The following is a 22,870-nucleotide window of genomic DNA, read 5'->3' on the forward strand; positions in this document are numbered from 1 at the left end:
GGTGATGGAAAACGGGGTGCTGGACGACATCGAGGTTACGGTGACGTTTCTGGAAATGCATGTGCCGCCGGCCTATTCGCCGCCTGTGCCCTACAACAAGCAGATCGCGCTGCTGAGGACCAAGGACATTCCGCTGCATTTCTATCGCTATCTGATGGATCGGGTGGGGCGCAAATGGCATTGGGTCAATGTGCTGCGGCTGGATGATGATGAGCTTGCGGCCGGCATTCACCGCGAGGACCGCGACATCAGGGTGCTTTATCTCGACGGCGCGCCGGCGGGGTTCTTCGACCTCAAGCCGCATCTGCCGGAAGAGGTCGAGCTCGCTTATTTCGGCATGATGGAGCATGCGACCGGGCAAGGTATCGGCCGCTGGTTCCTGGGCGCGGCGATCGCCGCCGCCTGGTCCTACGGGCCGAAACGGGTGACGGTGCAGACCTGTACGCTCGACCATCCGGCCGCCTTGCCGCTCTACCAGAAGCTCGGCTTTGCGCCGGTGGCGCAAAAAAAGGAGACCGTGCATCCGCTGCCTTTTGCCGAGCGCTCGGCCAGCGTCATGCGTCCCTAATCTCTCCGAAGCTGAACCAGCCGTTCATCGGCGCTTCAGACTGCCTTTGCCATGGTGGCGTCAACACTGACGCGACCATTGCCGAGGAGAAAGATATGCTGAGCCGACGTACATTTGCCGCGGCGCTGATTGCTGCATTTGCACTGCCGACCCTTGGGCCGACCTTGGCCGCCGCACAGGCAACCACGCCGTCGGCGGCAACGATCGAGCGACAGCTCGACGCGGCGCCCCGGGTGAAACTGCGCCCCAACCAGCGCGTCACCATCCGCGAATTCAAGCGGCGGCCGGATCTAAGGCGCCAAGCGCGCTCGATCGACATCCAGTCGATCAATTTCGCCTTTGGCTCGGCGGCCATTTCCAGTTCGCAATACGGCAAGATCGAGAACATCGCCGACGCGCTGGAGCGCATCCTGCGCCGCGATCCCCGCGCCCGCGTGCTGATCGAAGGCCACACCGATGCGGTTGGCTCCTTCCAGTCGAACCAGGTCCTGTCGGAGCAACGCGCTGCCTCGCTGAAGCGCACGCTGGTGCGCGAATTCGGCGTGCCGGGCTATGCGCTGGAAACCGTCGGCTATGGCGAGGAATTCCTGCTGGTGCAGACCCAGGACGAAAACTGGCGCAACCGCCGCGTGACGCTGCGCCGCTTCGACGATTTCATCCGCTGACCAGGACAGGTTTCTGGAGCAATGTTTTCTGTAGTCCGGCCTGAAATGGCCGGGCTGCTGGCGGCTTCACAGACTTGGCAGGAATCGGGTGGGAGGCACCTGCGTGGCGGCATATTCTCAGGCCAAAGACACCGGAGATTAAGCCATGACCGTTCAGTTCAAAGCCTTGCCGACAGAAGACGTCAGAGCGCTGCAGCGCGGCGGTCCGGACGCCTATGGGCAGACGCCCGAACGCAGGATTTCCGATGGCGACGGCGTGCCTTGCCGGCATTGCCTGAGAAATGTGGCCGAAGGCGATGGCTATCTGATCCTGGCCTACCGGCCGTTTCCTGCGTTGCAGCCCTACGCCGAGACCGGACCGATCTTCCTGCATGCGCAGGAATGCGCACGTGCAGCTGAAACCGAAGCGCTTCCGGACATGCTCGAGAGCAGCGACTATATCGTGCGCAGCTATGGAGCCGATGACCGCATCGTCTATGGCAGTGGCGGCGTCATCCCGACGGGCGCCATAGCGGCGCGGGCCGAGACATTGTTCGAGCGCGACGACATCGCCTATGTCCATGTCCGCTCTGCGCGCAACAATTGCTATCAGTGCCGCATCGAGCGCGCGTGACGGCGACGCAAAAAAATGCCCGCCGGTCGTCTGGCGGGCAGTTGGGAGCCGTGTGACGGATGCTGCCGCCGAAGAGGCCTGCATAGGAGACATCAGGCGTTCGGGAGGCGGCTGGGGCCGTCAAGTTGGCGATATCTGTCTGCGCAGGTTTTTCGATTGCCTGATGTGAAGCACTTCACACAGCGCCCAGCGATCGTCGGAACATGGCGGCACCGGTTGAGAGTTGTCGCACTCCCGTCGTATTCATACGCTAATAGGGAGATGTCGATGGATTTGCCGACCGCGGATGAACCGGCGGGAATCTCGACGACTGAGGAAGCGGGGCTTTGGCTCCGCTTTTTTGTTGTCTGCTTTGTTCGATGCAAAAAAAGCCCACCGAAATTGACCGACGGGCTTTTGACCGTTGCCGATGCTGCTTTTTAGTTGAACTTATACTTCATACCGATGCGAACGGTCTGGAATGAAGGTTCGTCGGTGATGAGGCCGTCCGAACCGAGATCCTCTTTCTCATACTGCAAATAGCGGTATTCGAGACCTAGCGTCATGTTGCTGGAAACGGCCGTTTCGAGGCCGCCACCGATCGAGAAGCCGATCGAACCCCAGTCGACAATGTCTCCAACCGGCGAGGAGGCATGCAGGTCGAAATGCTGCCAGCTGTAACCGCCGATGACATAGGCCAGGGTCGATTCGTTGACCTTGGCGCCGACGCGGGCCAGGGCATCGAAACCATAGTCGGCATCGCCTTTGACCGATCCACCAGGAATGTCCAGCTTGGAACGGATGCCGGAGTAACGGGCGTCCAATTCAACGCCGGCAACCCAGCTGCCGAAATCATGATCGTAGCCGACGCTTGCTTCGCCGAACACGCCTTCGCCGCCAATGCCGTCCACCTCGAGGGTATCAAACAGCGTTATGTCATGCACAACCGTGCCAGCGCCAAGCGCGCCGCCGACATAGAAGCCGGTCCAGTTGTAGGTCGGAGCAGCAAACGAGGCGCCACCGCCATTCTCCATCGGATAGAACTGCTTGAATTGCCAAGAAAAAACCCGCCGGAGCGAACCGGCGGGCGAGGCAGGAGGAACTCTTTTTTGGTGAAATCAGGCGGCCAGAACCGCCTTCGGTTCGACCAGCTCGTAGCCGAGCGCATCGGCGACGGCGCGATTGGTGATCTTGCCCTTGTGGACATTGAGCCCGTTGCGCAAATGATGATCGTCGACCAGCGCCTTCAGGCCCTTGTCGGCGAGCTGCAGGCCGTAATGCAACGTCGCGTTGTTGAGCGCATGCGCTGAGGTGACCGGCACAGCGCCGGGCATGTTGGCGACGCAGTAGTGGATGACACCGTCGACTTCATAGGTCGGCTCGGCATGGGTGGTGGCGTGCGAGGTCTCGAAGCAGCCGCCCTGGTCGATGGCGACGTCGACCAGCACCGAGCCCTTCTTCATACCCGATAGCATTTCGCGGGTCACCAGCTTGGGTGCCGCCGCGCCCGGGATGAGCACGGCGCCGATGACGATGTCGGCGGAGAAGCATTCTTCTTCCAGCGCCTCGACGGTGGAGTAGCGGGTGTGGACGCGGCCGGCAAAGAGGTCGTCGAGTTGGCGCAGGCGCGGGATCGAGCGGTCGATGATGGTGACGTCGGCGCCAAGGCCGGCGGCCATGCGGGCCGCATGCAGGCCGACGACGCCGCCGCCGAGCACAGTGACTTTGCCGGGCAGCACGCCGGGCACGCCGCCGAGCAGCACGCCGCGGCCGCCATTGGCTTTCTGCAGCGCTGTGGCGCCGGCCTGGATCGACAGGCGGCCGGCGACTTCCGACATCGGCGCCAAGAGCGGCAGGCCGCCGCGGTCGTCGGTCACGGTCTCATAGGCGATTGCCGTGACGCCGGAGGCGAGCAGGCCCTTGGTCTGCTCCGGATCCGGAGCCAGGTGCAGATAGGTGTAGAGGATCTGGCCATCGCGCAGCTGCACCCATTCATTGGGCTGCGGCTCCTTGACCTTGACGATCATGTCCGACTTGGCGAACACATCTGCGGCGGTCTTGGCAATGGTGGCGCCGGCGGTGCGATAGGCATTGTCATCGGCGCCGATGCCGGCACCGGCGCCGGTTTCGACCAGCACCTCATGGCCATGCGCGACATATTCGCGGACCGAGCCCGGCGTCAGGCCGACGCGGTATTCGTGGTTCTTGATTTCCTTGGGGCAACCGACGCGCATTGTCTTCTCCTGACCCGGCCCTTTTGGGCTCGTTCCCTGTATGAACACAGTGAACCACGAATCGTTGCGCAGATGTTTGCGAATGCGCTTGCGTCAGATCGCATGCTTCGATAATCGTTGCGCCAAATTGCAGAATTTTCGCAGGAATCACGAAAAATGCCGCTCGACAGGATCGATATCGCCATTCTTGAGACTTTGCAGAAGGATGGGCGCATACCCAATGCGGCACTCGCCGAGAGGGTTGGCCTGTCGCAGTCGGCCTGCTCGCGGCGCCTGGATAATCTGGAGAAATCCGGGACCATCCGCGGCTATCACGCCCGGCTTTCGAATGCAGCGCTCGGGCACCAGATGACGGCGATCGTGCACATCTCGTTGTCGGGGCAATTCGAAAAGACGCTGTCGGATTTCGAGGCGGCGATCAAGCGCTGCCCGAATGTGCTGTCCTGCCACCTGATGTCAGGCGAATACGACTATATCCTGCGCATCGCGGCCAAGGATCTCGTCGACTATGAGCGCATCCACAAGGAATGGCTGTCGGCCATGCCCCATGTGACGAAGATCAATTCGTCGTTTGCCTTGCGCGAGATCGTCGATCGGACCGCCATGGGCATGAAGCCGGAACTAGCTTAACGCCAAAGGCAGATCCGGACGTCCTTCCCGATATAGCACGCGCCTTCGCGGCGAAGTTCTTCCCAGCGTTCATCACCGTGCGTTGCGCGAATGTCGGAGTTCCCATAGCCCTCCCAGACATCACCGTCCTTGTTTACAACTGCCCAGTAATCTTCGGACATTTCACCAGCGCCACTATGCGGATCGGGATAGTCGATACCTGCAAAAACCTGCCGAGGCCCCTGGATATTAAAATCGCCGCCCTTCTCGATTTGATAGGAGCACTTTCCGGATATGCGGGTCTGGCCGTCAACAACAAGCAGGCAGCGGCCCCATTTATAGCCGCTCGGCAAACGATGCCGTGGTTGCGCATGCGCAGGCGAAAAGGAAAACGCAATTGCGAGGGCAGTTGCTATGGTTCGTCCGATCATCTTGTCATCCGTTGTGACGCAGCCAATTCAAGAGCGGCTGGACACTGTTGGATTCGCCCAGTGCGCCTGTCGAAACGGTGCTCCGTTGTCTCCTCGACGATCATGTTATTGGTCGACCAAGTCGGATTTTTGTCACAGCGAAACAGTGGCTCAGCTAGGTCTCGGTCACCAGCCGATCCATCGGGATGTCGTGCGGCTGCGGGTAGATAGTGGGAATCCGCTGCAACTCGTAGCCGACGCCGATGACCAATGGCTTGAACGGCATTGCCGCCAGTGTGCGGTCGAAGAAGCCGCCGCCATAGCCCAGGCGATAATTTTGCGGATCGATGCCGACGATCGGCGAAATGACGATGTCGGGCAGCACCGGATCGCCTTCGGCGGGGATCGGGATGTTCCAGACGCCTTTCTCCAGCCGATCGCCGGGAACGTAGGCGCGGAAGATCAGCGGCTGGCCCTTCTCGACGACGACGGGCAGCGCCGTGCGGCCACCGCGTTCGTTGAGCGACGCCATCCATGGCCGCAGGTCCGGCTCGCCGCGAAACGGCCAGCAGAGGCTGACCATGCGGCCGGCAATGTCGCCGATCACCGCGTCGAGACCGTCGGCGATACGCTGCGACATGGCTGCGCGCGCATCGGCTGAAACAGCAAGACGCGCCGCGATCAACCGCTCGCGCTCGGCCTTGCGCCAACGTCGTACGTCGGTCCAGTCGGTTAGTGGTGCGTGAAATTCCGGATCGAGTTCGTGCATGAAGCAAGGCGGCGAAGAATAGTGCGCCGGGCCGTCGTGATCTTTGGCGTCGTCATGATCGTTGGCCATGCCTCACTCCTGTGGTTCCTTCCCTGCGAGGCTATACCCGTCTGAGCCTGATGACATAGGCATTCGCGACATTGGAAGGCGAGTCCGGGGCAGCCTCGATGCATGGCAGTCTTGCGCTCCGCGGCATTGTTGCGGTGCACAAAAATCACTAGATAAAGACGGTGAAAACGAGGTGAGTGCGATGAATGAAACCAGCCATCATGTCGTTGTCGTCGGTGCGGGATTCGGTGGTCTTGAACTGACCCGAGCACTGGCCGGTGCACCGGTGCGCATCACCATGATCGACAAGCGCAACCACCACCTTTTTCAACCGCTGCTCTACCAGGTGGCAACCACATTGCTGGCCACATCGGAAGTTGCCTGGCCGATCCGTCATTTGTTGCGCAAGCGCAAGGATGTGACCACCTTTTTGGGCAACGTCACCGGGGTCGATCGCCAGGCCAAGCGCGTGCTGCTCGAGGGCGGCAGTTCGGTTGCCTACGACACGCTGGTGCTCGCCACCGGCGCGCGCCACGCCTATTTCGGCCATGACGAATGGGAGCCGTTCGCGCCCGGGCTAAAGACACTCGAGGACGCAACCACCATTCGCCGCCGCATCCTGCTCGCCTTCGAGCAGGCAGAGCGCGAGACCGATCCGGCCACGCGCCAGGCGCTGCTGACGCTGGTTATCGTCGGCGGCGGCCCGACCGGCGTCGAGCTTGCCGGCACCATTGTCGAACTCGCGCATGAGACGCTGCGCGGCGAATTCCGTAACATCGACACAAGGCAGGCGCGCGTGGTGCTGGTCGAGGCCGGCGACCGCATCCTGGCCAATTTCGCAACAGAACTGTCCGACTATGCCCGCGAGGCGCTGGAACGACTGGGCGTCACGGTGGAGCTTGGCCGCGCCGTCTCGCGCCTCGATGCCGAAGGTGTCGTCTTTGGCGATAAACATCTGCCGGCAAGGACCATCCTGTGGGCCGCGGGCGTTGCGGCTTCGCCAGCAGGCGAGTGGCTGGGAGCGCCGGTCGACCGGGCGGGCAGGGTGATGGTCGAGCCAGATCTGACCGTTCCGACTAGCCCGGAGATATTCGTCATCGGCGACACCGCACATGTGCTGCGGCCGGATGGCAAGCCGGTGCCAGGCGTGGCGCCGTCCGCCAAGCAGGAAGGCAAACATGTCGCCGCGACGATCAAGGCGCGGCTGGCAGGCGATAGCGCGCCGCGTCCTTTCCGCTACAAACATGCCGGCGATCTGGCGACGATCGGCAAGTGGGCAGCCGCGATCGATTTCGGCTGGATCAAGCTTACCGGCTGGCTCGCTTGGTGGCTGTGGGGTGTGGCGCACATCTACTTCCTGATCGGCTTCCGCAACCGGCTGTCGGTATCGCTTAGCTGGCTATGGATATATTTCACCGGCCAGCGCAGCGCGCGGCTGATCACCCAGGGCGACGACGACAAGGGCTGACGTCCTCCCGGCAATTCATTCAGCCGTCACCTTTTGCTGATCGATTGACTTCCCGATGGACATGGCCGGCTTTCGGGGCGAAGCTTTCGCTAGGGGCTGGGATGTTCACGTCGCTGGGAAGGAAAACCAATGTCGCCTTTGCTCCACCCCGTCTCCCGTCGCGGTTTTCTTGCCGGCGCCGCTGCCAGCGGGGCGCTGATCATGCTGCATCCGTTTTCCGCCCGCGCTGCGGCCAATCAGGCGCATCTGAGGATCATGGAGACCACCGACATCCATGTGAATGTCCTGCCTTACGATTACTACGCCGACAAAGCGAACGACACGATGGGCCTGTCGCGGACGGCCTCGCTGATCGCTGCGGTGCGCCAGGAAGCCACCAATGCGATGCTGATCGACAATGGCGACCTTTTGCAGGGCAATCCGATGGGCGACTACATCGCCTACGAGAAGGGACTGAAGGACGGCGACCTGCATCCGATCATGAAGGGCATGAACCTGCTCGGCTATGAATGTTCGACGCTCGGCAACCACGAGTTCAATTACGGCCTGTCGTTCCTCGACAAGGTTCTGGCCGGGGCCAATTTTCCGTTCGTCTGCGCCAATCTGATCCGCGGCACCGAGCTCGCCGCCAGCCCGCGCGACGACAAGCTCTATCTCAAGCCGTACGTCATCCTGGACAAGAAGATCAAGGACGGGTCGGGCGCCGAGCAGCCGATCAAGATCGGTATCATCGGTTTCGTGCCGCCGCAGATCATGGTCTGGGACCTGAAGAACCTGGAAGGAAATGTCCGGACGCGCGACATTGTCGAGGCGGCCAAGGCCTGGGTGCCTGAGATCAAGGAGGAGGGCGCCGACATCGTGATTGCGCTCTCGCATTCCGGCATCGACGTCAAGCAGGGCGACGGCATGGAGAACGCCTCGTTCTTCGTTGCCGGCGTCGAGGGCATCGATGCGGTGTTCACCGGCCATCAGCATCTCGTCTTCCCCGGCAAGAAGGATTTTCAGGCGCTTGATGGGGTCGACACGGAGAAAGGCACGCTGCAAGGCAAACCGGCGGTGATGGGCGGCTTCTGGGGTTCGCATATGGGCCTGATCGACCTGCTTCTGGAACGCGATGGATCGAAATGGCGCGTGGTCTCGGCGACCTCGGAGGCACGGCCGATCTACGAACGCGTCGACAAGGCGAACAAGCCGACGGTAGCGGACGACCAGCGCATCGTCGATGCGCTGAAGGCGGACCATGAGGCGACACTTGCCTATGTTCGCCGTCCGGTCGGCAAGACCTCGGCGCCGCTCTATTCCTATTTCGCGCTGGTGGCCGACGATCCGTCGGTGCAGATCGTCAATCAGGCGCAGAGCTGGTATCTCAAGGACATTCTGAAGAGCACGCAGTGGAAGGATGTGCCGCTGCTGTCGGCGGCAGCGCCCTTCAAGGCCGGCGGGCGCAATGGGGCCGACTACTACACCGACGTGCCGGTTGGCGACATCGCCATCAAGAACGTCGCCGATCTCTATCTCTATCCGAATACGGTACGGGCGGTTGAGATCACCGGGGCGCAGGTCAAGGAATGGCTGGAAATGTCGGCCGGCATTTTCAAGAAGATCGAGGCCGGGAAAGCCGACCAGGCGCTGATCGACACCGAATTCCCGTCCTACAATTTCGATGTGATCGACGGCGTCAGCTATAAGATAGACCTGTCGCAGCCGCCGAAATACGATGCCAAGGGTGGCGTCGCCAATGCCGGCTCCAGCCGCATCGTCGACCTCAGCTTCGATGGCAAGCCCATTGATCCAGCAGCGAAATTCGTCGTCGCCACGAACAATTACCGCGCCGGCGGTGGCGGCAATTTCCCTGACATCAACGCCTCGAAGATCATCTACGAAGCGCCGGACACCAACCGCGATGTGATCGTGCGCTATGTCGTCAGCGAGGGCACGATCAATCCCTCGGCCGACGACAACTGGTCGTTCACGCCGCTGCCCGGAACCAGTGTCGTGTTCGAGACCGGTCCCAAAGCGAAGGATTTTATTTCAGGGGTGAAATCGCTCAAGATCGAGCCGGTCGGCGAGGGCGAAGCCGGGTTTGCAAAGTATCGTATCCTGCTTTGAGGAGACGGGCGGGCAAATACCCGCTCGCACTACGCCTTGTAGATCACCTGGCGCACGTCGATGTAGCTGGCGCGGAAGCCGGCTTCGCAATAGTGGAGATAGAACTCCCAGAGCTTCTTGAAGCGGTCGTCGAAGCCAAGTGGGACGATCTTTTCCCACGACTGCCAGAAGCGATTGCGCCATTCGGCCAGCGTGCGGGCATAGTCGTCCGGAAAAACGCGCTCGCGCAGATGGGCGAGACCGTGGTCCCTGCCCAGCGACTTCAGGATCGACGGCGTCGGCAGCATGCCGCCCGGGAAAACATAGCGCTGGATGAAATCCGGCCGCGCGCGATAGGTGTCGTAGGCGGCTTCGTTGATGGTGATGATCTGCAGGCCGGCGGTGCCGCCGGGTCTCAGGCAGGCCTTCATCTTGCCGAAGAACACCGGCCAGTATTTCTCACCGACCGCCTCGAACATCTCGATTGAGGCGATGCGGTCGTAAGTGCCTGTTTCGTCGCGGTAATCCTGGAGCTTGATGTCGACCTTATCAGACAGTCCGGCCTTCTGGATGCGCTCCTTGGCAAAGTCGTGCTGTTCGCGGCTGATGGTCAGTCCGGTGACGCGGCAGCCGATCTCGCGCGCGGCAAATTCGGCAAAACCGCCCCAGCCGCAGCCGATCTCCAGCACATGGTCCTTCTTACCGATGCCGGTGTCCTTGGCCAAGGCGCGATATTTGGCGGCCTGCGCGCTTTCCAGATCGTTGGCGCCGGTGGCATAGAGCGCCGACGAATAGGTCATGCTGGGATCGAGCCATTGTTTGTAGAAGACATTGCCGAGATCGTAATGCGCCGAAATGTTGCGCTTCGAGCCGGTGCGGGTGTTTTCGTTGAACCAGTGGCGGATGCGCTGGACGGTATTAATGAGCCAGTTGGCGCCGCCGGCGACGCGTTCGCCGATGGCCGAGTTGACGACGAACAGTTCGAGAAAGCTGGTCACGTCAGGGCTTTCCCAGTCGCCGTCCATGTAGGATTCGGCAACGCCGATGGTGCCGCCGGAAAAGGCGCGGCCGGGCAGGCGCCAGTTCTTCAGCACCAGTTCGGCGTCGGGACCGGGCGCATTGCCACCTACAAGAACGGCGCGGCCGTCCGGCATCCTTACCTTGAGCGAGCCGCGCGGCAGTTTCATCGCCGCCGACAGCACCATGCGCGCCTTGGCCGGCAAGCCTTTGACGATCTCGGCGAAGTTGAGCTCGTCCAGCCTGATGGCGTCGCCGACGCCCTTGTGTTCCCTAGCAGCCATCCCACATCCCCCTGGACTTCCGCGGGGACGGCGCAAGATCTGCCGGCCTCCACATCCTCCACATTTCATTCGCAGGCGCGAACGCCGCTGCCTGCGTGAATTTTCGTCACAATCTTCCATGGCATTGGCCGAAACTTCAAGAGGCAAGCTTTGCGCGGCAATGACCCAGCCTGAGGCCAGAATCCGCGGGAGAGCGTGGCCCTCGGCGAAATCACTATGGTTCCGAACAGCCACATACGTTAGCTTCAGTCATGCGTTACGTCGTCGTCATCATGGCCATCGCCTTTTTCCTGATCTGGGACGGCCTCTATAATCAGGGCCGCTATCTCGACACGACGGTCAGGGAGATGTCGCGCATCGTGCGCTACGTCACTGGCGGGGGCTAGCTTTTTGCGCCTCTGCAAAGTCGCCTCCCGGGGTCGCCGGGCGCGACATCGTGGCGGTTGACGCGACGGTTCCGCTCACACAAAACATGCCGGCAAATCGATCGAGGAGGCAGGCGTGATCCGGCATATCGTTTTCTTCAGCGCGCGGCGCAAGGACGATGTCGAGGCTGTGCGCACGGGCTTGCTCAACCTGAGCAATATCCCGCATTCAAACCTGTTCGAGGTGACGCTCAACACCAAGGTCGACCCGCTGTCGGACGCGATCGACGTGGTCGTCTATGCCGAGTTCGAGGACGAGGCGGCCTTGGCCGCCTACAAGGCGCACCCGCTCTATGCCGAGACGACCAGGCGGGTCAAACCATTACGCGAATTGCGCTATTCGGCCGATGTCGTGGCGGTGGCCTGATCAGCCAGGCAAGAGGCCTTGAACCAATTTCCGGAATGATGCACACCGCGCCGGCATGACCAGCACAACCCATCCGCTTGACCATCTGGTGCTGCCGACGGCGAGCCTCGCCGTGGCGCGGGCGCGGCTGACGTCGCTTGGCTTCATCGTCGCGCCAACCGGCATACACCCCTTCGGCACCGAAAATTGCTGCGTCTTCTTCGCCGACGGCACCTATCTCGAACCGCTGGCGATCGGCGACGGACAGACGGCAGCGCGCGCGATTGCCGACGGCAATGTCTTTGTCGCGCGCGACCGGCTCTATCGCGCCAGCCTGGGCAATGAGGGCTTTTCCGCCGTAGTGCTGGGCACCGGGGACGCCGATGCCGACCATGCACGCTATGTCTCGGCCGGCCTGTCGGCCGGAAACGTGTTGAGTTTTTCCCGCGCCTTCACGGATGCGGCTGGAAAGAGCGATATGGCGTCGTTCAAGCTGGCTTTCGCCTCCGGCTCTGGGGCAACAGACGCGTTCCTGTTCGCCTGCGAGCGGATCAACGCGCCGAAAATCGACCGAACGGCGCTGCAGGCCCATGCCAATGGCGTGACCGGCATCGTCGAAATCGTTGCGGTCAGCGATGCGCCTTCCGCACAGGCCCACCTGATCGAAACAGCGACGGGTTTAGAGCAAGGGAGCGGCACGGCGTTCGGCCTGCCGAATGCTGTTATATCTGTGCTCGATCCCGGAGCCTTTACCGCGCGCTTCAGCCTTGCGGCCGGTGAGCCGAGCGATCTTCGCTTTGCTGCGGTCATCTTTTCGGTCCGCAGTGTCGATGTCACCGCCAGGCTGCTTGCAGCCAGCGCGATCCAGCACGATATAGCGGGCAACGAAATTGTCGTGCAGCCGGCATCCGGGCAGGGCGCGGCTTTCATCTTCCGGGAGATCCCATGAGCAAGCCCCTGGCGCCCAATTCGGCGGTAACCGTCGGCAACGTCGTCTTCGACAACAATGCGGCTCTGGCGCTGATTGCCGGCCCATGCCAATTCGAATCGCGCCAGCACGCCTTCGACATGGCCGGCGCGCTGAAGGAACTGACCGGCAAGCTCGGCATCGGCCTCGTCTACAAGACCAGTTACGACAAGGCCAACCGTACTTCGCTGTCGGCAACGCGCGGCGCCGGGATGGATGCCGCACTTCCGGTCTTCGACGAGTTGCGCAAGGAATTTTCGCTTCCCGTCCTGACCGACGTCCATACCGAGGAGCAGTGCGCGATCGTCGCGCCGCATGTCGATGTGCTGCAGATCCCGGCCTTCCTGTCGCGCCAGACCGACATGCTGGTCGCTGCCGCCAAGACCGGCAAGGTGATCAACGTCAAGAAGGGCCAGTTCCTGGCGCCCTGGGACATGAAGAACGTCGTCGCCAAGATCACCGGCTCCGGCAACGCCAATGTGCTCACCACCGAGCGTGGCGCTTCCTTCGGCTACAACACGCTGGTGTCGGACATGCGGGCTTTGCCTGTGATGGCCGAGATCGGCGCGCCGGTGATTTTCGACGCCACGCATTCGGTGCAGCAACCGGGCGGGCAGGGCGGTTCTTCCGGCGGTGAGCGCCGCTTCGTCGAAACACTTGCCCGCGCTGCCGTTGCCGTCGGCGTCGCCGGCGTGTTCATCGAAACCCACCAGGATCCGGACAATTCGACCTCCTCAGACGGTCCGAACATGCTGCCGCTGAAGGACATGCCGGCCTTGCTCGAAAGACTGATGGCCTTCGACCGCATCGCCAAGAACGCTGCCTGACTGGCCACCGTGATGGTCAGCTTGTAGTCGCCAAAGGCCGGCTGTAGGCTCCTCCTTGCAAATGAGCGCCTTGGCAGGAGGAAGCCATGTCTGTTGCCCGCGTCACCGAAATCACATCGTCTTCGAAAAAGAGCTTTCAGGATGCCATCGAGAAGGGAATTGCGCGCGCCGCAAAGACCCTGAAGAACGTCGAAGGCGCCTGGATTCAGGACCAGAAGATCGTCGTCGAGGACGGCAAGATCACGGCCTATCGCGTCAACATGAAGGTCACGTTCATCCTCGCGGAGTGACCGTCCAACGTTTCAAAAAAGTCGGGAACTTTCGCCCGCGCCCCTCATTGTCAAAGTACGACCAACGACAAAGAGGAGCATCAGACATGACCACTCAGACAGGCCACACCGAAGCCATCGCCGCTTCGCGCGTCATCGGCACGTCGGTCTACAACACCGAAGGCAAGAGCATTGGCAGCATCGAGGACGTCATGCTCGACAAGACGTCGAACGGCATCATGTTCGCGGTGATCGGATTCGGCGGTTTTCTTGGTATTGGCGAGAAATATCACGCCATTCCGTGGGCAAGCCTCGACTATGACGAGGATAAGGGCGGCTATGTCGTGCCGTTTTCCAAGGACCAGCTGAAAGCGGCTCCGTCCTATTCGATCAATGAACTGGCCGGCGCCGATGGCGAGGCCGCACGTGACGCTTCCTATGACTACTACAAGGTCACGCCCTATTGGCATTGATCCGGCGCGCCGACGCCTGACGTGAAAAGGCCCCCGAAGCCGGGGGCCTTTTCAATGGGACGGGATGGTCCCTATTCGGCGGCGTAAAGCGTCGACAACTGCGTTGCGGCCTTCGGCGGCTGCTGGTTGTCGCATGACGTCAGGAACGCCGCCGCGATCAAGAACAAACTCACGATACCGCTCAACTCAGACATGGCGAAACTCCTCCTGTTTCGCCCCGCGCGGGTGTAACCATAAACCAGAAACCGCCACGCCACGCATGAATTATGATGACAGAAATTTGCGCTTCGTGAATCGCTGACGCGGCACTATTTGCAAGCGCCCCGATTGCCTTTTGCGGCGCTTTGGCTAAGAGGGGCGCGACGCTTTATCGATCAATCGGGGACATCGCAATGACCGCCATCATCGACATTATCGGGCGTGAAATCCTGGATAGCCGTGGAAATCCGACCGTCGAGGTCGACGTCGTTCTCGAAGACGGCTCGATGGGCCGCGCCGCAGTGCCGTCCGGCGCCTCGACTGGCGCGCATGAAGCCGTCGAACTGCGCGACGGCGGCGCCCGCTATCTCGGCAAGGGCGTGCTCAAGGCAGTCGAGGCCGTCAATGGCGAGCTGTTCGAGGCGATCGGCGGCATGGAAGCCGAAAACCAGATCCATATCGACCAGACCATGATCGAGCTCGACGGCACGCCCAACAAGAGCCGGCTCGGCGCCAACGCCATCCTCGGCGTGTCGCTGGCGGTGGCCAAGGCGGCCGCGGAAGCCGCCGGCCTGCCGCTCTACCGTTATGTCGGCGGCACCAAGGCGCATGTGCTGCCAGTGCCGATGATGAACATCATCAATGGCGGCGCGCACGCCGACAATCCGATCGACTTCCAGGAATTCATGATCCTGCCGGTCGGTGCGCCGACGCTGCGCGAAGGCGTGCGCTGGGGTTCGGAAATCTTCCACACGCTGCGCAAGAAGCTCAAGGACGCCGGCCACAACACCAATGTTGGCGACGAGGGCGGTTTTGCCCCGAACCTGAAAAGCGCGCCGGTGGCGCTTGATTTCATCATGGAATCGATCGAGAAGGCCGGCTTCAAACCGGGCGAGGAGATCGCGCTCGGCCTCGATTGCGCGGCGACCGAATTCTTCAAGGACGGCAATTACGTCTATGAAGGCGAAAAGAAGACCCGCGATCCCAAGGCGCAGGCCAAGTACCTGGCCAAGCTTGCCGCCGACTATCCGATCATCTCGATCGAGGACGGCCTGGCCGAAGACGACTGGGAAGGCTGGAAGTATCTGACCGATCTGATCGGCAAGAAGACGCAGCTGGTCGGCGACGATCTGTTCGTCACCAACACGGCGCGGCTGCGCGACGGTATTCGAATGGGCGTGGCCAATTCGATCCTGGTCAAGGTCAACCAGATCGGCTCGCTGACCGAGACGCTCGACGCCGTCGAGACCGCGCACAAGGCCGGCTATACCGCTGTGATGTCGCACCGCTCGGGTGAGACAGAGGATTCGACCATCGCCGATCTCGCCGTCGCTACCAATTGCGGGCAGATCAAGACCGGTTCGCTGTCGCGCTCAGACCGCATGGCCAAGTACAACCAGCTGATCCGTATCGAGGAAGAGCTCGGCAAGCAGGCGCGTTACGCCGGCAAGTCGGTGGTGAAAAGCTGATCTGCGCGTCCTCGGTCAGGCCCTTGGGCAAGATTTGGGCGACATGCACCAGCGAGCTTGAATCGGAACGCTTTCTGCTGCGGCGGAAAGCGCTCAAGCGTTTCCCGTGCGATGTACGCCTAGCGCCACCGAGAGATTTGCAGTGATTTTCTGCATTACATCCGGCAAGTTTCGGTCGACACCGTAGACGAAGCCTGGGAAATCGAGCGGTTTCTGGTGAGACCAGATGGTCTCATGCTGGTCCGGAGGCAGGAGCTGAGCCGGATCGCCCACGGCAATCCAGCCGATCGGTACGACCGTGCCAGGTTCGAGGCGGGTGCGCAGGTGAACGATGCCATTGATGCGGACTTCCGATCCGCGCCCTATGTGCGCACCATGGAAAACCGCCGCACCTGTAGCGATAAAAACTTCATCGCCGACCTCTGCGCCAACCATGTGGCTGTTGGGGCCTACGAGGCAATAATTCCCGATAGTACAAGGATGACTTGCTGTGGCCCGGATCACCGCATTTTCCAACACGATACAGTTGCGGCCAATGCGGATCGATCCGCCAGACTCCGCCACAAGGCGGGCGCCATGCATGACCCGGCTGCCGGCGCCAATGACGACATCGCCGGATATTGTGGCATCCGGAGCGGCCCAAGCATCGGGATCGATGGCAGGCGAATGCCCCGCATAGGAAATGATCATCGGTCGCTTTCCTTTCTCTCGATCTCAGCCGCTCGGCAGCCGATCGGGCAAATTTCGGGTCCGCAAAGATCATGCTCGCAGAGGCGACAGGTTGTTCTCGCGAAAGGACGGGAAGTAGTCGCACCCGCAAGAATCTCGTCCAGCATGGAAACAAAGCGCCGCCGCTCATCCGGTTGCAGCACGGACAGCAATCCGTCGAGCGCGGCGAGCCGGAGAGCTTGCATTTCCCTTACCTGCGCGTGGCCAGTCTCCGTCAGCATCAGCGGAGTGACACGACCCTCCGGTTTGCCGCGCCCTATCAGCGCCTGCCGTTCCAGCCCGTCGATCAAACGCACGGTAGTCGGTTGACTGACGCCGACGATCTCGGCGAGCTCCGTCGTCGTCAACCCCGGTTTGAAGTGCAGCATCGACAGCACCGCCGCCGCGCTCGGTGAAAGCTGTCTCAAGGACGCTTCCGTCCTGTCGCGAATCATGGCGCCGAGCGCGCCGAGTTTGTTGGCGTCTAACAATTGCATAGCGTATGCATATATTACTTCAGGAGAACGTCAATTGCTTTTCGCGCATGCAAGCTGCGACCGCAAAGGGTGGAGAAGAAGAATCGACGAGGTGGACGCAACATGCCGGGTGGGTGATTTCCCGCTCGCAAAATCCCAGGGTCCGTAACCGTCCATTAAGCACAATCGGGCGAGAAAGGGAGTGCAGAGGATTGCGACCATGTGGACACGCCAGCACAAGCAGAGAAACACCGGCCGGTTGATCATCCCGTCGCTTTGCGTGGCGTTCCTGGCGTATTTCGGCTTCCATGCCTATCATGGCGAGTTCGGCATCTATTCCAAATACCAGCTCGAAGCGCAGACCGTCGAATTGCAGGCCAAATACGATGCCATCAAAGCGCGCCGGGTCGATCTCGAGCGGCGCGTCCAGCTGATGCATGAGGGCACGCTTGAGAAGGATATGCTCGACGAGCAGGCGCGCCGGGCGCTCAATCTGTCCCAGGCGGATGAAATTACCATCATGCTGCCGGCTAACTCGAAATAACCTGAATTCAGTTAATCACTGTTATTTCCAATGATTTTAATCCCTTAGACGCATGACAGCCATGCATTTTTCAGCATGGCGAAACGCATTCTCGCGTGTTAGCCTCTTTCAAATCGGTGGGGAGAGCTGATCTCCCTCGGAGCAGATTTTCGTGCTGCTCTTGTGTCCGCAAAGAGACGCCAACAGGGAGTGATGCATGGCCACCGCCGCCAAAAAAGCGCCTGCCAAATCCGTCAAATCGACATCCGCCAAATCCACGGGGCTTTCCGCCCCCAAACCAGCCGAATTCACGAAGGACGAGGAGCTTGCCGCCTACCGGCACATGCTGCTCATCCGCCGCTTCGAGGAAAAGGCTGGCCAACTCTACGGCATGGGCTTCATCGGCGGCTTCTGTCACCTCTATATCGGGCAGGAAGCGGTCGTCACCGGCATGAAGATGGCGCTGATCGACGGCGACCAGATGATCACCGCCTATCGCGACCACGGCCACATGCTGGCGATGGAGCTTTCGCCGCGCGGCGTCATGGCCGAACTGACCGGTCGCCGCGGCGGCCTGTCGAGGGGCAAGGGCGGCTCCATGCACATGTTCTCCAAGGAGAAGCATTTTTACGGCGGCCACGGCATTGTCGGCGCGCAGGTGTCGCTCGGCACGGGCCTCGCCTTCGCCAACCGCTACCGCGACAACAACAATGTCTCGCTGACCTATTTCGGCGACGGCGCGGCCAATCAGGGCCAGGTCTATGAAAGCTTCAACATGGCCTCGCTGTGGAAGCTGCCGGTGATCTACATCATCGAGAACAACCGCTACGCCATGGGCACTTCGGTGTCGCGCTCGTCGGCCGAAACCAATTTTTCGCATCGCGGCGCCTCGTTTAAGATCCCTGGCATCCAGGTCGACGGCATGGATGTGCGTGCGGTCAAATCCGCTGGCGATCAGGCGACCGAATGGTGCCGTGCCGGCAACGGGCCGATTATTTTGGAAATGCAGACCTATCGCTATCGCGGCCACTCGATGTCGGATCCGGCGAAATACCGCTCCAAGGAAGAAGTGCAGAAGATGCGCTCGGATCATGATCCGATCGAGCAGGTCAAGGCGCGGCTGACGGCCAAGAAGTGGGCCAGCGAGGACGAGCTCAAAAATATCGACAAGGAAGTCCGCGACATTGTCGCCGACGCCGCCGAATTCGCCCAGCACGACGCCGAGCCGGATCCGTCCGAGCTCTGGACCGACATCGTATTGTAACGGGAGGGCAAGGACATGCCGATCGAAATTCTCATGCCCGCTCTCTCGCCGACCATGGAAGAGGGCAATCTTTCCAAGTGGTTGAAGAACGAGGGTGACAAGGTTGTCGCCGGCGACGTGATCGCCGAGATCGAAACCGACAAGGCGACGATGGAAGTCGAGGCCGTCGATGAAGGCACGCTGGCCAAGATCGTGGTTCCCGCCGGCACCGAAGGCGTCAAGGTCAACGCGGTGATCGCCGTCCTGGCGGTCGACGGCGAAGACGTCGACAAGGCCGGCGAAGGCATCGGCGAGGAGCCCCCCAAGGCTGAAGCACCCGCACCCGCGCCGGCGCCTGCGGCGGCCAAGAGCGAGGCCGCGGCACCTGTGGCGGCCGCGCCGAAAACGGAAGTCGCCGCCGATCCGGATATTCCCGCGGGCACCGAGATGGTTTCAACCACGGTGCGCGAAGCCTTGCGCGATGCCATGGCCGAAGAAATGCGCCGCGACGGTGATGTCTTCGTCATGGGCGAGGAGGTCGCCGAATACCAGGGTGCCTATAAGATCACGCAAGGCCTGCTGCAGGAATTCGGGCCGCGCCGCGTCGTCGACACGCCGATCACCGAGCACGGTTTCGCCGGCGTCGGCGTCGGTGCGGCAATGGCCGGCCTGAAGCCGATCGTAGAGTTCATGACCTTCAACTTCGCCATGCAGGCGATCGACCAGATCATCAACTCGGCCGCCAAGACGCTCTATATGTCGGGCGGCCAGATGGGCGCGCCGATTGTCTTCCGTGGACCAAACGGGGCCGCCGCCCGGGTCGGCGCCCAGCATTCGCAGTGCTACGCCGCCTGGTACAGCCATATCCCCGGCCTGAAAGTGGTGATGCCGTATACGGCGGCGGACGCAAAGGGCCTGCTCAAGGCGGCGGTCCGCGACCCGAACCCGGTCATCTTCCTTGAAAACGAAATCCTCTACGGCCAGTCCTTCGACGTGCCGAAGCTGGATGATTTCGTGCTGCCGATCGGCAAGGCGCGCATCCACAAGCAGGGCAAGGACGTCACCATCGTGTCTTTCGGCATCGGCATGACCTACGCGATCAAGGCGGAGGCCGAGCTGCGCGGCATGGGCATCGACGCCGAGATCATCGATCTCAGGTCCATCCGTCCGCTCGACCTCGACACCGTCATTGCCTCGGTGAAGAAGACCAACCGCCTGATCGTGGTGGAGGAAGGTTTCCCGCAGAGCTCGGTCGGCGACCACATCGCCAACCAGGTGTCGCAGCGCGCCTTCGATTTCCTCGACGCGCCGGTTATCACCATTGCCGGCAAGGACGTGCCGATGCCCTATGCGGCGAACCTCGAAAAGCTGGCCCTGCCCAATGTCGGCGAGGTCATCGAGGCAGTGAAGGCTGTGACGTACCGGGGTTAACGAAATGGCTCGCGAACTCGAAGTTCCCGCAGCGGTCGTCGAGGATAGCGAATTCGATGAAATACTCCGCGTCTGGATTGGTTCGGACGCGGTGGTCGCGATGCAAGACCTCTTTGGACCAGACGCTCACAACTGGGGCATGGTGCTCGCTGATGTCGGCATGCACATAGCCAGGATGAGACTGGAACGAGACGACATCCCTGTAATCGAGACGCTTCAGGCATTGGAAGAAGGCTATCGCGGCAGAATGTCGGAGCAGTTCAATATCCAGCACCGTTCGCTAACCGGGCGGAACTGAGGAGGAAAAATGCCAATCAACATCACCATGCCGGCGCTCTCGCCCACGATGGAAGAGGGCAATCTTTCCAAGTGGTTGGTCAAGGAAGGCGACAAGGTTTCGCCGGGTGACGTGATCGCCGAGATCGAGACCGACAAGGCGACGATGGAAGTCGAAGCGGTCGATGAGGGCACGGTCGCCAAGCTGGTCGTTCCGGCCGGCACCGAAGGCGTCAAGGTCAATGCGCTGATCGCCATTCTGGCCGGCGAAGGCGAGGATGCCGGGGCTGCGGCGAAGGGTGGCGGCGATGCCGCGCCCAAGGCTGAGGCTCCGAAAGCCGAAGCACCAAAGGCCGAAGTGCCGAAGCCGGCAACCGCTGCCGCGGCGCCTGCGCCGACGCAAGCAGAAGCCGCGCCAGTTGCTAACGGTCACGCCGCAGGCGAGCGTACTTTCGCCTCGCCGCTGGCTCGGCGCATCGCCAAGGATGCCGGTGTCGATGTGTCCGCCGTGACCGGCACGGGCCCGCATGGCCGCGTCGTCAAGGCCGATGTCGAGGCAGCGATTGCCGGTGGCGGCGCCAAGGCGGTACCGGCCGCGAAAGCAGCACCTGCCGGCGCTCCGGCGCCTGCCGCTCCTGCTGCCGCACCCAAGGCGATGTCGGACGAGCAGGTGCTGAAGCTGTTCGCGGAAGGCTCATACGAGCTCGTCCCGCACGACAATATGCGCAAGACCATCGCGCGCCGGCTGGTCGAGGCGAAGTCCACTATCCCACATTTCTACCTGACGCTGGACTGCGAGCTCGATGCGCTGCTGGCGCTGCGCACGCAATTGAATGCTGCCGCCCCGACGAAGAAGACCGACAAGGGCGAGGCTCCCGTCTACAAGCTCTCGGTCAACGACATGGTCATCAAGGCGATGGCGATGGCGCTGATGGCGGTGCCGGATGCCAATGCGTCGTGGACCGACAGCGCCATGGTCAAGCACAAGCATGCCGATGTCGGCGTTGCCGTGTCGATCCCCGGCGGCCTGATCACGCCGATCATCCGCCACGCCGATGAAAAGACGCTGTCCACCATCTCCAACGAGATGAAGGATCTGGCGAGCCGCGCCCGCAGCCGCAAGCTGAAGCCCGAGGAATATCAGGGCGGCACCACGGCGGTGTCCAATCTCGGCATGTTCGGCATCAAGGACTTTGCTGCCGTCATCAACCCGCCGCATGCGACGATCCTGGCGGTGGGCGCCGGCGAGCAGCGCGCGGTGGTCAAGAATGGCGAGATCAAAGTCGCCAACGTCATGTCGGTAACGCTGTCGACCGATCATCGCGCCGTCGACGGTGCGCTCGGCGCCGAACTTCTGGTCGCCTTCAAGCGCATGATCGAAAACCCGATGGGCATGCTGGTCTAGGGAAGGAAAAGGGCGGTGCGGACATTCTTCACCTCCTTCATGGCCTTCTTCCTGTCCTTGCTTGTTGGCGCCATCGTTGCGGTGGGACTGGCGATAAACACAGACGCGCACGAGGAATACATTCTCGTTTTCTTCGCGTGCGGGTTGGTCACCACTGTCGTGACGATATTTTTTTTCATTGCACAGTTTTTTCCCAATCCGCTCAAGGCCATCAATTGGGTGGGGATCGGCACATTCGCCTTGTTCGTGCTGATCGGTTTCGGCTTGATCGGCCGGACTTTTTCCCAACCGCCCGAGGGACGCGATTGGGGAGGGAACCTGCCAATCATCGCGGGTTTGGTTCTGCCGAGCCTGGTTACGATTGTGGTGCATTGGCTGTTCGTACGCTCGCGGGTCATGCGCGGGCAGCCGGGTTTTGGCAGAGGCGAGGCAAGGGCGTGAAGACAATTCTCTGCTACGGCGATTCCCTGACCTGGGGCTATGACGCGGCGAGCCTCGGCCGCCACGCCCTGGAAAACCGCTGGCCGAGCGTGCTCAAGGCGGCGCTGAACGACGATGGCATCGAAGTCATCGCCGAGGGCCTCAACGGCCGCACCACGGCCTTCGACGACCACCTGGCCGGTGCCGACCGTAACGGCGCCAGGCTTTTGCCGACGGTTCTGACGACGCATGCGCCGCTCGACCTGATTGTCATCATGCTCGGCGCCAACGACATGAAACCGTGGATCCACGGCAATCCGGTGGCGGCCAAGCAAGGCATGCAGCGCTTGATCGATATCGTGCGCGGCCATGACTACCCGTTCGACTGGGCCGCACCGCAGATCCTGCTCGTGGCGCCGCCCGCGGTCAGCCGCACCGACAATGCCGAATTCAAGGAAATGTTTGCCGGCGGCGACGAGGCCTCGAAGCGGCTGGCGCCGCAATATTCCGCGCTTGCCGACGAGGCCGGCTGCGGCTTTTTCGATGCCGGAACCGTGGCCACGACCACACCGCTGGATGGTGTCCATCTCGATGCGGAAAACACGCGCAATATAGGTGAGGCATTGGCGCCATTGGTGCGCGTGATGCTGGAACTCTAGACA

29 protein-coding genes are annotated in these 22,870 nt (G+C 61.6%); 21 read left to right on the forward strand and 8 right to left on the reverse strand.

Annotated elements, in window-relative coordinates; all coding sequences use genetic code 11:
• The first annotated feature begins 4 nt into the window (after nucleotides 1–4).
• The 4 genes from AC04SH_RS00275 (at nucleotide 5) to AC04SH_RS00290 (ending at nucleotide 2,269) form a co-directional block, all read left to right on the forward strand.
• A complete protein-coding gene (locus AC04SH_RS00275) occupies nucleotides 5–568 on the forward strand; it encodes a GNAT family N-acetyltransferase (RefSeq protein ID WP_488573497.1) in 564 nt (187 codons plus the stop codon).
• Between the two features lie 95 nt (nucleotides 569–663).
• Nucleotides 664–1,233: an OmpA family protein gene (locus tag AC04SH_RS00280; RefSeq protein WP_477238145.1), complete on the forward strand. Its 570-nt coding sequence runs from the start codon at nucleotides 664–666 to the stop codon at nucleotides 1,231–1,233.
• 145 nt (nucleotides 1,234–1,378) lie between these two features.
• Entirely contained in the window at nucleotides 1,379–1,846 is a 468-nt protein-coding gene (locus AC04SH_RS00285; protein WP_488573498.1) for a DUF1203 domain-containing protein, read from the forward strand.
• A 267-nt stretch (nucleotides 1,847–2,113) separates the two neighbouring features.
• Nucleotides 2,114–2,269 carry a hypothetical protein gene (locus AC04SH_RS00290; RefSeq protein ID WP_488573499.1) on the forward strand — a complete coding sequence of 52 codons (156 nt, stop codon included), beginning with the start codon at nucleotides 2,114–2,116 and terminating at the stop codon, nucleotides 2,267–2,269.
• Here AC04SH_RS00290 and AC04SH_RS00295 read toward each other — a convergent pair.
• Together AC04SH_RS00295 and ald are read right to left on the reverse strand one after the other, a co-directional pair.
• Nucleotides 2,266–2,859 (reverse strand): outer membrane protein, encoded by a 594-nt coding sequence (locus AC04SH_RS00295; protein ID WP_488573500.1) that lies wholly within the window; start codon nucleotides 2,857–2,859, stop codon nucleotides 2,266–2,268. The two genes, AC04SH_RS00290 and AC04SH_RS00295, sit on opposite strands and share 4 nt — an antisense overlap.
• Nucleotides 2,860–2,943: 84 nt before the next feature.
• Entirely contained in the window at nucleotides 2,944–4,059 is a 1,116-nt protein-coding gene (gene ald / locus AC04SH_RS00300; protein WP_488573501.1) for an alanine dehydrogenase, read from the reverse strand.
• Nucleotides 4,060–4,215: 156 nt separating this feature from the next.
• Between ald and AC04SH_RS00305 the strand changes: the two genes are divergently transcribed.
• The gene (locus AC04SH_RS00305; RefSeq protein ID WP_112395099.1) at nucleotides 4,216–4,689 is read left to right on the forward strand and encodes an Lrp/AsnC family transcriptional regulator; all 474 of its coding nucleotides are present in this window, start codon (nucleotides 4,216–4,218) and stop codon (nucleotides 4,687–4,689) included.
• Here the strand turns inward: AC04SH_RS00305 and AC04SH_RS00310 are convergent.
• The gene (locus AC04SH_RS00310) at nucleotides 4,686–5,099 is read right to left on the reverse strand and encodes a hypothetical protein (RefSeq protein WP_477238137.1); all 414 of its coding nucleotides are present in this window, start codon (nucleotides 5,097–5,099) and stop codon (nucleotides 4,686–4,688) included. The two genes, AC04SH_RS00305 and AC04SH_RS00310, sit on opposite strands and share 4 nt — an antisense overlap.
• A gap of 154 nt (nucleotides 5,100–5,253) precedes the next feature.
• Nucleotides 5,254–5,916: a 5-formyltetrahydrofolate cyclo-ligase gene (locus AC04SH_RS00315; RefSeq protein WP_477238135.1), complete on the reverse strand. Its 663-nt coding sequence runs from the start codon at nucleotides 5,914–5,916 to the stop codon at nucleotides 5,254–5,256.
• Between the two features lie 181 nt (nucleotides 5,917–6,097).
• On the opposite strand from AC04SH_RS00315, the gene AC04SH_RS00320 reads away from it, so the two are divergent.
• Both AC04SH_RS00320 and AC04SH_RS00325 read left to right on the forward strand, forming a co-directional pair.
• Entirely contained in the window at nucleotides 6,098–7,363 is a 1,266-nt protein-coding gene (locus AC04SH_RS00320; RefSeq protein ID WP_488573502.1) for an NAD(P)/FAD-dependent oxidoreductase, read from the forward strand.
• 129 nt (nucleotides 7,364–7,492) lie between these two features.
• Nucleotides 7,493–9,472 carry a bifunctional 2',3'-cyclic-nucleotide 2'-phosphodiesterase/3'-nucleotidase gene (locus AC04SH_RS00325; RefSeq protein ID WP_488573503.1) on the forward strand — a complete coding sequence of 660 codons (1,980 nt, stop codon included), beginning with the start codon at nucleotides 7,493–7,495 and terminating at the stop codon, nucleotides 9,470–9,472.
• A 29-nt stretch (nucleotides 9,473–9,501) separates the two neighbouring features.
• Here AC04SH_RS00325 and AC04SH_RS00330 read toward each other — a convergent pair whose 3' ends face one another.
• Nucleotides 9,502–10,752 (reverse strand): class I SAM-dependent methyltransferase, encoded by a 1,251-nt coding sequence (locus tag AC04SH_RS00330; protein WP_488573504.1) that lies wholly within the window; start codon nucleotides 10,750–10,752, stop codon nucleotides 9,502–9,504.
• Nucleotides 10,753–11,003: 251 nt separating this feature from the next.
• Between AC04SH_RS00330 and AC04SH_RS00335 the strand changes: the two genes are divergently transcribed.
• From AC04SH_RS00335 to AC04SH_RS00360, 6 genes are all read left to right on the forward strand, one after another.
• Nucleotides 11,004–11,138 (forward strand): hypothetical protein, encoded by a 135-nt coding sequence (locus AC04SH_RS00335; protein WP_281401903.1) that lies wholly within the window; start codon nucleotides 11,004–11,006, stop codon nucleotides 11,136–11,138.
• A gap of 115 nt (nucleotides 11,139–11,253) precedes the next feature.
• The gene (locus tag AC04SH_RS00340) at nucleotides 11,254–11,544 is read left to right on the forward strand and encodes a Dabb family protein (protein ID WP_488573505.1); all 291 of its coding nucleotides are present in this window, start codon (nucleotides 11,254–11,256) and stop codon (nucleotides 11,542–11,544) included.
• Nucleotides 11,545–11,599: 55 nt separating this feature from the next.
• A complete protein-coding gene (locus tag AC04SH_RS00345) occupies nucleotides 11,600–12,472 on the forward strand; it encodes a VOC family protein (RefSeq protein WP_477238125.1) in 873 nt (290 codons plus the stop codon).
• Nucleotides 12,469–13,317 (forward strand): 3-deoxy-8-phosphooctulonate synthase, encoded by an 849-nt coding sequence (gene kdsA, locus AC04SH_RS00350; protein WP_488573506.1) that lies wholly within the window; start codon nucleotides 12,469–12,471, stop codon nucleotides 13,315–13,317. The genes AC04SH_RS00345 and kdsA overlap by 4 nt, the downstream gene beginning before the upstream one ends.
• 86 nt (nucleotides 13,318–13,403) lie before the next feature.
• Entirely contained in the window at nucleotides 13,404–13,607 is a 204-nt protein-coding gene (locus tag AC04SH_RS00355) for a dodecin family protein (RefSeq protein ID WP_477238121.1), read from the forward strand.
• An 86-nt stretch (nucleotides 13,608–13,693) separates the two neighbouring features.
• Complete coding sequence (locus tag AC04SH_RS00360) at nucleotides 13,694–14,059, forward strand: PRC-barrel domain-containing protein (protein WP_477238119.1); 366 nt, start codon at nucleotides 13,694–13,696, stop codon at nucleotides 14,057–14,059.
• A gap of 71 nt (nucleotides 14,060–14,130) precedes the next feature.
• Here AC04SH_RS00360 and AC04SH_RS00365 read toward each other — a convergent pair whose 3' ends face one another.
• On the reverse strand, nucleotides 14,131–14,253 hold the full coding sequence (locus tag AC04SH_RS00365) for a hypothetical protein (protein ID WP_112561787.1): 123 nt from the start codon (nucleotides 14,251–14,253) through the stop codon (nucleotides 14,131–14,133).
• Nucleotides 14,254–14,451: 198 nt separating this feature from the next.
• Here AC04SH_RS00365 and eno point away from each other — a divergent pair, with 198 nt between their 5' ends.
• On the forward strand, nucleotides 14,452–15,726 hold the full coding sequence (eno, locus tag AC04SH_RS00370; protein ID WP_488573507.1) for a phosphopyruvate hydratase: 1,275 nt from the start codon (nucleotides 14,452–14,454) through the stop codon (nucleotides 15,724–15,726).
• Nucleotides 15,727–15,819: 93 nt separating this feature from the next.
• Here eno and AC04SH_RS00375 read toward each other — a convergent pair whose 3' ends face one another.
• Complete coding sequence (locus AC04SH_RS00375; RefSeq protein WP_488573508.1) at nucleotides 15,820–16,416, reverse strand: gamma carbonic anhydrase family protein; 597 nt, start codon at nucleotides 16,414–16,416, stop codon at nucleotides 15,820–15,822.
• The gene (locus AC04SH_RS00380) at nucleotides 16,413–16,931 is read right to left on the reverse strand and encodes a MarR family winged helix-turn-helix transcriptional regulator (RefSeq protein ID WP_488573509.1); all 519 of its coding nucleotides are present in this window, start codon (nucleotides 16,929–16,931) and stop codon (nucleotides 16,413–16,415) included. Before AC04SH_RS00380 ends, AC04SH_RS00375 begins: the two co-directional genes overlap by 4 nt.
• Before the next feature lie 199 nt (nucleotides 16,932–17,130).
• On the opposite strand from AC04SH_RS00380, the gene AC04SH_RS00385 reads away from it, so the two are divergent.
• The 7 genes from AC04SH_RS00385 (at nucleotide 17,131) to AC04SH_RS00415 (ending at nucleotide 22,867) form a co-directional block, all read left to right on the forward strand.
• A complete protein-coding gene (locus AC04SH_RS00385; protein ID WP_352558862.1) occupies nucleotides 17,131–17,454 on the forward strand; it encodes an FtsB family cell division protein in 324 nt (107 codons plus the stop codon).
• 196 nt (nucleotides 17,455–17,650) lie between these two features.
• Complete coding sequence (gene pdhA, locus AC04SH_RS00390; RefSeq protein WP_112561782.1) at nucleotides 17,651–18,697, forward strand: pyruvate dehydrogenase (acetyl-transferring) E1 component subunit alpha; 1,047 nt, start codon at nucleotides 17,651–17,653, stop codon at nucleotides 18,695–18,697.
• 15 nt (nucleotides 18,698–18,712) lie between these two features.
• Entirely contained in the window at nucleotides 18,713–20,107 is a 1,395-nt protein-coding gene (locus AC04SH_RS00395; RefSeq protein WP_488573510.1) for a pyruvate dehydrogenase complex E1 component subunit beta, read from the forward strand.
• A 4-nt stretch (nucleotides 20,108–20,111) separates the two neighbouring features.
• Nucleotides 20,112–20,405: a DUF5076 domain-containing protein gene (locus AC04SH_RS00400; protein ID WP_488573511.1), complete on the forward strand. Its 294-nt coding sequence runs from the start codon at nucleotides 20,112–20,114 to the stop codon at nucleotides 20,403–20,405.
• Nucleotides 20,406–20,414: 9 nt separating this feature from the next.
• Nucleotides 20,415–21,788: a pyruvate dehydrogenase complex dihydrolipoamide acetyltransferase gene (locus tag AC04SH_RS00405; RefSeq protein WP_488573512.1), complete on the forward strand. Its 1,374-nt coding sequence runs from the start codon at nucleotides 20,415–20,417 to the stop codon at nucleotides 21,786–21,788.
• 15 nt (nucleotides 21,789–21,803) lie between these two features.
• The gene (locus tag AC04SH_RS00410; protein WP_488573513.1) at nucleotides 21,804–22,229 is read left to right on the forward strand and encodes a hypothetical protein; all 426 of its coding nucleotides are present in this window, start codon (nucleotides 21,804–21,806) and stop codon (nucleotides 22,227–22,229) included.
• A complete protein-coding gene (locus tag AC04SH_RS00415; protein ID WP_488573514.1) occupies nucleotides 22,226–22,867 on the forward strand; it encodes an SGNH/GDSL hydrolase family protein in 642 nt (213 codons plus the stop codon). Before AC04SH_RS00410 ends, AC04SH_RS00415 begins: the two co-directional genes overlap by 4 nt.
• Nucleotides 22,868–22,870 lie beyond the last annotated feature (3 nt).

It is taken from the genome of Mesorhizobium sp. CNPSo 4688, assembly GCF_057784295.1.